6 protein-coding genes are annotated in these 8569 nt (G+C 40.7%); all 6 read right to left on the reverse strand.

The annotated features are described in order from the left end of the window. Window positions 1–368 precede the first annotated feature (368 nt). The gene (locus tag ABWV72_RS09970) at window positions 369–1787 is read right to left on the reverse strand and encodes a sodium/proline symporter (RefSeq protein WP_342807608.1); all 1419 of its coding nucleotides are present in this window, start codon (window positions 1785–1787) and stop codon (window positions 369–371) included. Between the two features lie 3 nt (window positions 1788–1790). Further along, window positions 1791–3005, reverse strand: coding sequence for a serine hydrolase domain-containing protein (locus tag ABWV72_RS09975; protein WP_353370325.1), 1215 nt, complete (start codon window positions 3003–3005; stop codon window positions 1791–1793). Between the two features lie 17 nt (window positions 3006–3022). After that, window positions 3023–4195: a c-type cytochrome gene (locus ABWV72_RS09980; protein ID WP_353370327.1), complete on the reverse strand. Its 1173-nt coding sequence runs from the start codon at window positions 4193–4195 to the stop codon at window positions 3023–3025. A gap of 169 nt (window positions 4196–4364) precedes the next feature. Beyond that, the gene (locus tag ABWV72_RS09985; RefSeq protein WP_353370329.1) at window positions 4365–5555 is read right to left on the reverse strand and encodes a serine hydrolase domain-containing protein; all 1191 of its coding nucleotides are present in this window, start codon (window positions 5553–5555) and stop codon (window positions 4365–4367) included. A 93-nt stretch (window positions 5556–5648) separates the two neighbouring features. Continuing rightward, window positions 5649–7256, reverse strand: a complete 1608-nt coding sequence (locus ABWV72_RS09990; protein WP_353370331.1) for a TonB-dependent receptor — start codon at window positions 7254–7256, stop codon at window positions 5649–5651. Then, complete coding sequence (locus ABWV72_RS09995) at window positions 7256–8005, reverse strand: TonB-dependent receptor plug domain-containing protein (protein ID WP_353370333.1); 750 nt, start codon at window positions 8003–8005, stop codon at window positions 7256–7258. Before ABWV72_RS09995 ends, ABWV72_RS09990 begins: the two co-directional genes overlap by 1 nt. Between the last annotated feature and the right edge of the window lie 564 nt (window positions 8006–8569).

An 8569-nucleotide genomic window follows, 5' to 3' on the forward strand; every position in this document is an offset into this window, starting at 1 on the left:
GATTAGCCTTCATAGAGTTATAGTACAAATACTATCTAATCTAAACCTAAGCATAGTTTAAATCTGCGCCAATTAACTGATCCACATCAAGGACCATTGAATTAAAGGAAGGAAATTTGGACTCTCTGTGATCAGAAGATCAGGTTTACGGATGAATGGTCAAAAAAGGGGAATCTTTGCTTGAGGGTAACTGGGCTGTTGTGGTAATTATTTACTTTGGTTTTTGGGGGATGAATAGTAATTGCTGATTGCGATGACTTTTAACTTTCTCAGCAAGGCTTTTGTAAAATTGCACCCTTGATACACAGTGAAATATTCTCAGAGTGTATCAAGGGTGAATCTTACAACTTTAAAATGTCCTCTAAACTTTAGGCAATTCTAGTACGAGGCTTAGAGCCAACAAACGCGATGATAGTCGCAATGCTAAACGGCACTACCCTTTCCAAGAAATCCCCTGGTGTACTGGGTAACATGTAAAAGGTAACCGCTAATACAAACCCCGTTATCATCGCCAATAATGTTGCTTTAGGATTAATATCTCGATTACATAAACGCACAATAATTATTGGTCCAAAAGACGCGCCTAGCGCTACCCATGCAAAAATGGCTCTGCTAAATATCGCCTCAGGCATATACAAAGTCACTAACACTGAAAAAACAACGACCAACAAAATACTTAATCGTGAAATGGTCAATGAAGAAAAGCGAGAACGTTTTTCTAACCCCAAATCATGGGCTACCACAGATGCACTAACTAATAACTGACTGTCAGCAGTAGACATGATGGCAGACAGCACTGCGGCAGTAATAACACCTGCAACTATAGGGTGGAACAATTCGGTTGTTAGTACAAAAAACAGGTTTTCTGGATTATCTAATTGCATTTGTAATGCAAGTCCTGCAAGTCCAACGATCACCACTCCCAAATCGACGATAAGAAACCAGGCTGCGGCAATACGTCGCCCTGTCTTAATTGATTTTTCATCGCGCAATGCCATAAAGCGCAATAACATATGGGGTTGCCCCATAGAGGATACCGAAACGCTGAGATTACCAATAATGACACCTGCGGCTAATAAGGCAACATTCCCTCCAGTTAAACTGAGTTGTTCTGGCGTAGCAACCTCAATTAAGGTGGTGACAAAATCGATAGGGCCACCTAGTGCGACTACCGCGGCAATTGGCAGCGCTAATGTGGCGATTGCCATAATCGAGCCTTGCAGTGCATCGGTCATACTCACCGCCCAAAAACCGCCCAGCACAGTGTAAATAAAGATAATCAATGCACCAATTAATACGCTTTCGGTCATTGGCATATCAAAAGTCGCAGAAAACATATTCCCCGCACCTTGGAATTGGGCTGCAACATACAAAGTAAAAGAAACGAGTATGATTATCGATGCGGTCACCACGATTAGCTTTTTAATCTGGCCGTTACTGCCAAAACTTAAGAAGTCGGTTACAGTTAAATCTTTTTGTTCAAGACTAGTGCGATAAAGCCTAGGAGCGAACCAATACCAGGATATGAACATCCCTAAAATACTTCCCAAGGCTAGCCAAATACCAGATATGCCTAGCACCATTACTACGCCACTAAAGCCAAGCAGTTTCCAAGCTGAAGAAGAACTAGCTGAGTAACTCACTGCGGCAACAAAAGGGCCTAATCCCCGTCCACCTAAGAAAAAATCATCACTGTTCTTAACACGTCGCTGTGCCCAAAAACCGATACCCAACAAGACTAATTTATATACAACTAGTACGACTAAAATATAACTTTGATTAGACACTGTTTACTGCTCCAGTATGCTTCGTATAATTGTATTGGGAATATAACTGTTATCCCATTCTTTACCCGGTGCCCGACTAAACCCACCAGTACGCAAAATAACCAAGTCCATGGATGGAATGATATACATCACTTGATTGCCGCTGCCGTCAAACATAAAGAGGTCGTCAGCCAAATAAGGTTCGCTGTGGATAACCCCAAAGCCTGTGGCTGCACCTACTTGTGCCCATGAACGTTTAGGAAAGTAGGGTTTTCCCAACCAAATATGTAATCCCATGGTAGGATTAGCAGGTGACGGCTCTAAATAGTCTTCCATCCAGTTTTCTGAAAACAACGATTGGCCATCTATTTCCCCACCGTTTAAAAGTAGTATCCCCATTCGCAACCAAGACTCTGAAGGCAATAACAAACAACAGCCACTGTGAGCGACACCTTGAGGGCGGTTGAGCATCACCTCTCCACCTTGCGCATGAATAGGTTTAATCAGTGACTCAGACAAGTATTGGCCATAGGGTTGCCCCGTTGCCCGCTTGATTATTATCGCAATTAAATCAGACACCGCTTGGCTATAGTCATACTTGGTACCGGGTTCAGCAACCACTTCATAATCATTGATTATCACATCATCTGAATATCCTGAAATATAGGAACGCGTAAAATTGCTAAATGGGCTCATATCCAAGGTGTAGTACTTTTCAAATCCAGCTGCCATATGCAGTAAATTACGGATGCTGATGGTGGCTTTTTCCGTGCCTTGCCACTCAGTTATATAGGTTGATGCAGGTTCATCTAAACCAGCAATAAAACCATCTTTAATCGCTCTTGAAACCACTAAAGAGGCGACCATTTTTGCCATACTTTTGCCAACGATTAATGAGTTTTCATCCAGTCCCTGATAGTGCTCACGAAAACGTAATTTACCTTTATGCCAAATTAGCAAAGAAGTGCTGCGGCGCTCAGCAGCATATTCGCTCACTTGAGCAAGGGCTTCAGCGGGAATACTGCCCTCTCCTTCATTGACCACATCAAATAACTGCTGTGCATCACCAGCAACCATATATTCAGAGCCAGCCCAACCGGATTGAGGTAAAACCCCGTTACCAGTAGCAATCAGGTAATAACGCTTCCAAAAAAGAGGGTCTTTTAAATATAAAACACCGCCTACCAACATCACCAATGCTAAAAAGCCAATGAAAATCTTACCTATTGTCTTGCCCATATACTTTCTCCTGTCATCTATTTAGACGATATATATTCAAGATAATCAATTACTTGGTTTCGTTTTACTGGGTCCGATAAATCCGTTTGCTGATTCATTAAATTATCGGGGACAAAGTCTTTACCGTGAGATAAGAATTCAGATAAGTTGGCTCTGGACCAAAATAATCCGCCTTCCCCAGCACTGACCATGGCTTTTGAATAACGACCATATCCCTGCACTGTACCGGCTTGACGGTTAAACACGCCAACCAGATTTGGCCCTAATAAATGCTCTTTACTTTCAACGGCGTTATGACATTGAGTACACCATGACGCTGAACTCTTAGCTGCGGTTAAACTTTCTGTTGTAGGGAAAATCTCGGTACGAGGACGAGCAGGTATTAGCACTTCTTTTGATTCGACTAACACTGTCTCAGTTGCTTTAGCAACATGCCAAGGTGGCAGCACTTTAAACGCAAAGTAAGGTAGGTACATAAAGAACAAAATGAAGATGCTCAATACCGGGATATAAACCAAGCGTTTATGCTTAGCCCAACAAAACAATGCCAACGCAATAAGGTAATACATGGGTACAAGCACATAGGTACCAAAAGCGGCACTAGGATGGATAGAAGGTGGCTTAGGTAAATTAACCAATAAGTGCACTATGATAAGGATGGCAACTGCCACACCAGGTTTGACATGTTTACGTAAATGAGTGAACAAATACACAAATACAATGCCAGAAAATAACGCGGATGCCACATTACTAAATGCAGAATGCATGTAACCTGAGGTACTCCATGACCAATCTAAAAAATGCGGTAAGGGAAACACGCCTAACACTTTAGTCACTTCATCTTTAGCCCACGCTTGGCCTAAGCCATACAACATGGCAAAAAACATAAAAATGAAGAACAGCGAAATGGCCGTTGTTGAAACCGAAGAAAAGGCATTTTTCAAACGCGTTGTGATCGATGCGCCAGGTCGTAAAAGCCAAATTAAAAACAGCACTAGGACCAATACGAACAAAGTAGCACCAATGCTAAGGTGAGCATGATGAATCGCATCCCGTTCAGCACTGCCACGAATGAGTCGCGGAGATACGCCTGACCACCACTGATGCCAAGCAAATAATACGTAAAACAACACTGAACAACACAAGCCTAGTTGTTCTAAAAAACCACCGAGTTTACTTTTATTATTCATAACTCACCCTACCGCTAAATTTATTTTTATTATTCATATTGATTACATTCACTATTAATTTATGTATTTGAAAATGCACTAGTTTATTGCATTCCAAAGTATTTTATAGTGCTCCGCTGCTCACGCAGCGAGGCGTTTACAATTCTATCGCGGGCAAAAACCTGTATTGCTATTCACTTAGCTCAATGGCTTTAATGACAGCGTTCGGAAGCATGGCATCATCAAAATCAAAACGTACGTCACCTACTCGAACAATGACCAACTGCTTCGAGGGAACAATGTATACCCGTTGTCCTCCAAAGCCATCAAAAAAGATCACATCATCAGCCAGGTAAGGTGCAGAATGAATCACGCCAAACTTCGCTCCCGGACGATAAGTTCGCATGGGTTTAAAAGGGTTGCCCAACCAGGTTAGATAGCCATAATTAGGATTCGTTTTTGAAGGATGAGTTGTTTGCTTAATCCACTCACTCGAAACAACCTGTTGGTTATCGACCTTGCCGTCATTCATAATCATTAATCCAACCCCAAGAAGATCTTCAGGTTTGGCAATTAAATAGCTGAATCCGTGGGCAGTACCACCTTCATCATCAAGCCAGACGTAAGCTGGATTAGCGGCCAGTTTTGACCATAAGTATTCTTGTAAAAAATCGGCGAGCTTTTCACCTGTTGCAGCTTCCAACACATCGACTAATAATTGTGGATTAGAGTTATTATATTCAAAAACAGTACCTGGTGCTTTGACTTGTTTTAACGAACGCGCGACTTTCGAAATATCATCACTGTAGCTGAGTTTGGTGCTGTGAGCTGAAAAGCTATTATTAATATCAACAGGCGGTAAATATAATCCGGACGACATAGTTAATAGATGTTCTATAGTGATCTCACCATACGGCATCTCTATCCATTGACCAATATATTTGGAAACCGGATCTTGCACAGACTGAATGTCTCCACGGTCAATCGCAATTCCAATCAATAATGCAACTATGGATTTTTGGATTGAGAAAGTTTGCATATAACTGTCAGGAGTTTCACCTTTCCAGTACTTTTGAGCAACTAGTTTGCCGTTGTGCCAAACCAAAAATGCACTGCTTCCAATTTGTTCAGCATATTGTAAAGATTCTGCAAATTGTTGATTTTGCTCTACGACTGCCTCTTTAGAGATAGTAAAGCGTTTTTTATTATCCACAGGTTTCAGCGTGACGACGGGATCAAACCATTCAGTATCGTGCACAAAGTCAACCCCTTCTAAACTAGAAAGGCGAGAGATATAAGTATAATTAACGGTAACAAAACCAATGGTTAGCAACAGCAGGACTAAACATCCGTAGGCTAAAATTTTAAGCAATTTAGACATAAAACAACGTCTCTCATCAAATCATAAAGTTACAAGCAACTTAAATATAAACCGGTCATAATGACCGGTTCAATTTAACTCAAGTAGTGTTGATTAAAAACGGTATTCTGCAGATACACCGATTCGACGTTGGTTTCCCCACGTTGGGACGATAGACACGAAAAATGCACTAGGAATGTAGAATGCGTTTGATACATATACTTCATCTGTTGCATTTTTAACCCACAACTCTGCAGACCAATTCTCACCGGTCACACCACCACGTAGGTTAAGTAATGTTCTAGCAGGCAAAGTGGTAATATTCGCTTCTGACATGTATTGCTCAGATTGACCAGTAAGGTCAGCACGTACAAAATATTCTAGATTATCGTTAAACTCACCATCATACTGGGCACCGATATTCCATTGTGTATCAGAACTTCTTGGTAATGAATTTCCTCCGATATCACCATTGGCCGCACACACGATGTCATCACAAATTGCAGCTCGGGCTAAACGCTGAGAGATAGTTCCATCATCGTATTTAGCATTATTAAGTGCTAATCCGGCATTAACCGTAATGGCATCAGTTAGTGCATATGTAACATCCATTTCTAAACCTTTGGATGTTGCAGAGCCTAAATTACCAACAATAGAGGTCGTGAAAAAGCCGCCATTAATTGCCGCCTGACTCACTTGTAGTTCAGTCCAATCAATATAATAAACGGCAGCGTTGATTCGAAGATCGCCATCTAAAATAGTATTTTTTGAACCAATTTCGTAAGTGGTGTTTTCATCTGCTTGATACACTTTTTCGGAGTCTTCTAGGCCACCGCTAATTTCAGGGTTCAAACCACCAGATTTAACACCTTGTGCAGCTGAAAAGTAAACGAGTTGGTTCTTGTTAATACTATAATCTGCTGTGAAACGAGGTGTAAAATAACTGTCTTCATAATCATCAGCTGTAGACTCATCGATATATGTGATGTTCTGCTTTTTAGTTTCGTCGGTATAACGACCTTCCACTGCTAACACTAATTTATCATCCATCAATGGTACGGCAACTCGTCCAAATAATGCGGTTGCTTCCGTAATGGTGATATTATTGTTGCGGCTGTCCGGATCCAAAGAATCTTCGGTAATTGGGTCTAAATTATCAGTATAAAGAGGAGCATAATAACCTGTTTGTCCTGTGTCTCTATCTTCACCATCAGAAGAATACACACCGAACATAGCATACACACCATTGTCAGCAGTGTATTCAGCTCTCAACTCATGAGAATCGTAGTCAAAGCCACCTACAGGTAATACGGTAAATGCATTCAGGAATGCTGGAATACCAAAAGGTGTCAAATCGGTGCCGGTAAGAGGCGATCTGTCAGTAATACCCGCACTAAAGGTTTCACCTTGAATATTGGCAAATTGATATGAAATGCTAAAGTTATTGGTCAGCTCGGCTGAAATCGAAGCTCTAAAAATTTCAGTTTCGGAGTCTAAAGCATAGGTTCTAGGGTCAATCAAAAAACCGGTTTCGGTATCAGTACCAAATTCAAGGGGGGTATCAGGCAACTCACCACAATAACCTCGAACTGGACCACCAAATAAACTCCCACCACAATTTAAATCACCAATTTCTAAACGAGATTGGGCTTTACCCTCAGTAAAAGAGTCAAAAGAATGATAGGCCATTTCAATATCAACAGTTTCGGTAGGTTTTGCCACTAAAGAAATGCTGTAGGTCTTTTTGTCCCAACCACCCAACCACCCAAGCTATCATCAGTACCGGGACTGACACCGGCTTGAGCTGCTGGATGTGAATTTGTCCAATCCCCATCATAGTCACTGTTGGTAAAGTTAAATTTAAAGGCTAGCTTGTCTTCAATGATTGGCACGCTGATGTTACCGGTAATATCACGACGACCGCCATCACCTACCACCAAACCGACTTCACCAGTCAGGCCGCCTAAATCAGCTTTAGAAGTAATGTAATTAATAGCCCCCATGAATGAGTTTGCACCATATAATGCGCCTTGAGGTCCTTTTACGACTTCGATACGTTCCATGTCCATTGCACCTAAATCAAGTGCATAATTTCTAGGGATATACACGCCGTCAACGAAAGTGGAAACGTTTTGTTCAAGTTGGTCTACGGAAAATTGGCTTGCACCACGGATAATGGGAGTACCGTAACCGCCATTGGAATAATCTTCAAAAGACAAACCAGGTGTAGACATGGCGACATCTTCTAGTTCTTCGATGCTTCGTTTAGCAATGTCTTCGGCACTAAACGCACTGATTGCCAAAGGCACATCTTGAATAGATTCGACAGCTTTTCGTGAAGTAACCATGATGACTTCAAGACCGCTCTCATCGTTTGTAACTTCTTGTGCGTTTGCTTGTGAAACAACTGATGAGCTCATCACAGAAGCAATGGCTAAAGATAAGGCTGTAACTTTAAATGTTATACTCATATTAGATCCCCGGTGCAGATATTTATTATTATAATTAGTAATTTAATTTAATTTGCGCCTCTTAAATGAAGCACTAAGTTATTACACAGCTTAGCCAAAATGCTCAATAATGACCCAACCACAGAATGACATTAACATATAACATTATAACCTACAAACATTTGTTTTAGCCTAATAATACCCCCTGCAATTTGATATTTATCAATCAGTTACGAGTTCAAAATGAAATATTTTGTGGAAACTGAAAACCTCATAAAACGAGTAAAAAACACTTTTAATAATAATCTTAGAATAATTTAAAAAGTAAGCAATTGATAAGACAGGAAAATAAAAGGTGATATTATCAACAAATAAGTTTAATCAATCCCTCCCCTTAAATTGTTTCCCCAACAACATCTAATAACAAGAAGTTTGATTCAGTGGATTGGTAATTGATTTTAGTAATATAGAGGTGCCGAACAGCAAACAACAAAAATTTATAAAAACACTTTTTATAGCATTTAAAAGACAATAAAAACCGCGGGGCTAAAGCCTCCACCTACAAGAATGACCGAGTAAAATGCA

Source organism: Aliiglaciecola sp. NS0011-25 (genome assembly GCF_040370605.1).
Classification (GTDB): Bacteria; Pseudomonadota; Gammaproteobacteria; order Enterobacterales; family Alteromonadaceae; genus Aliiglaciecola; species Aliiglaciecola lipolytica_A.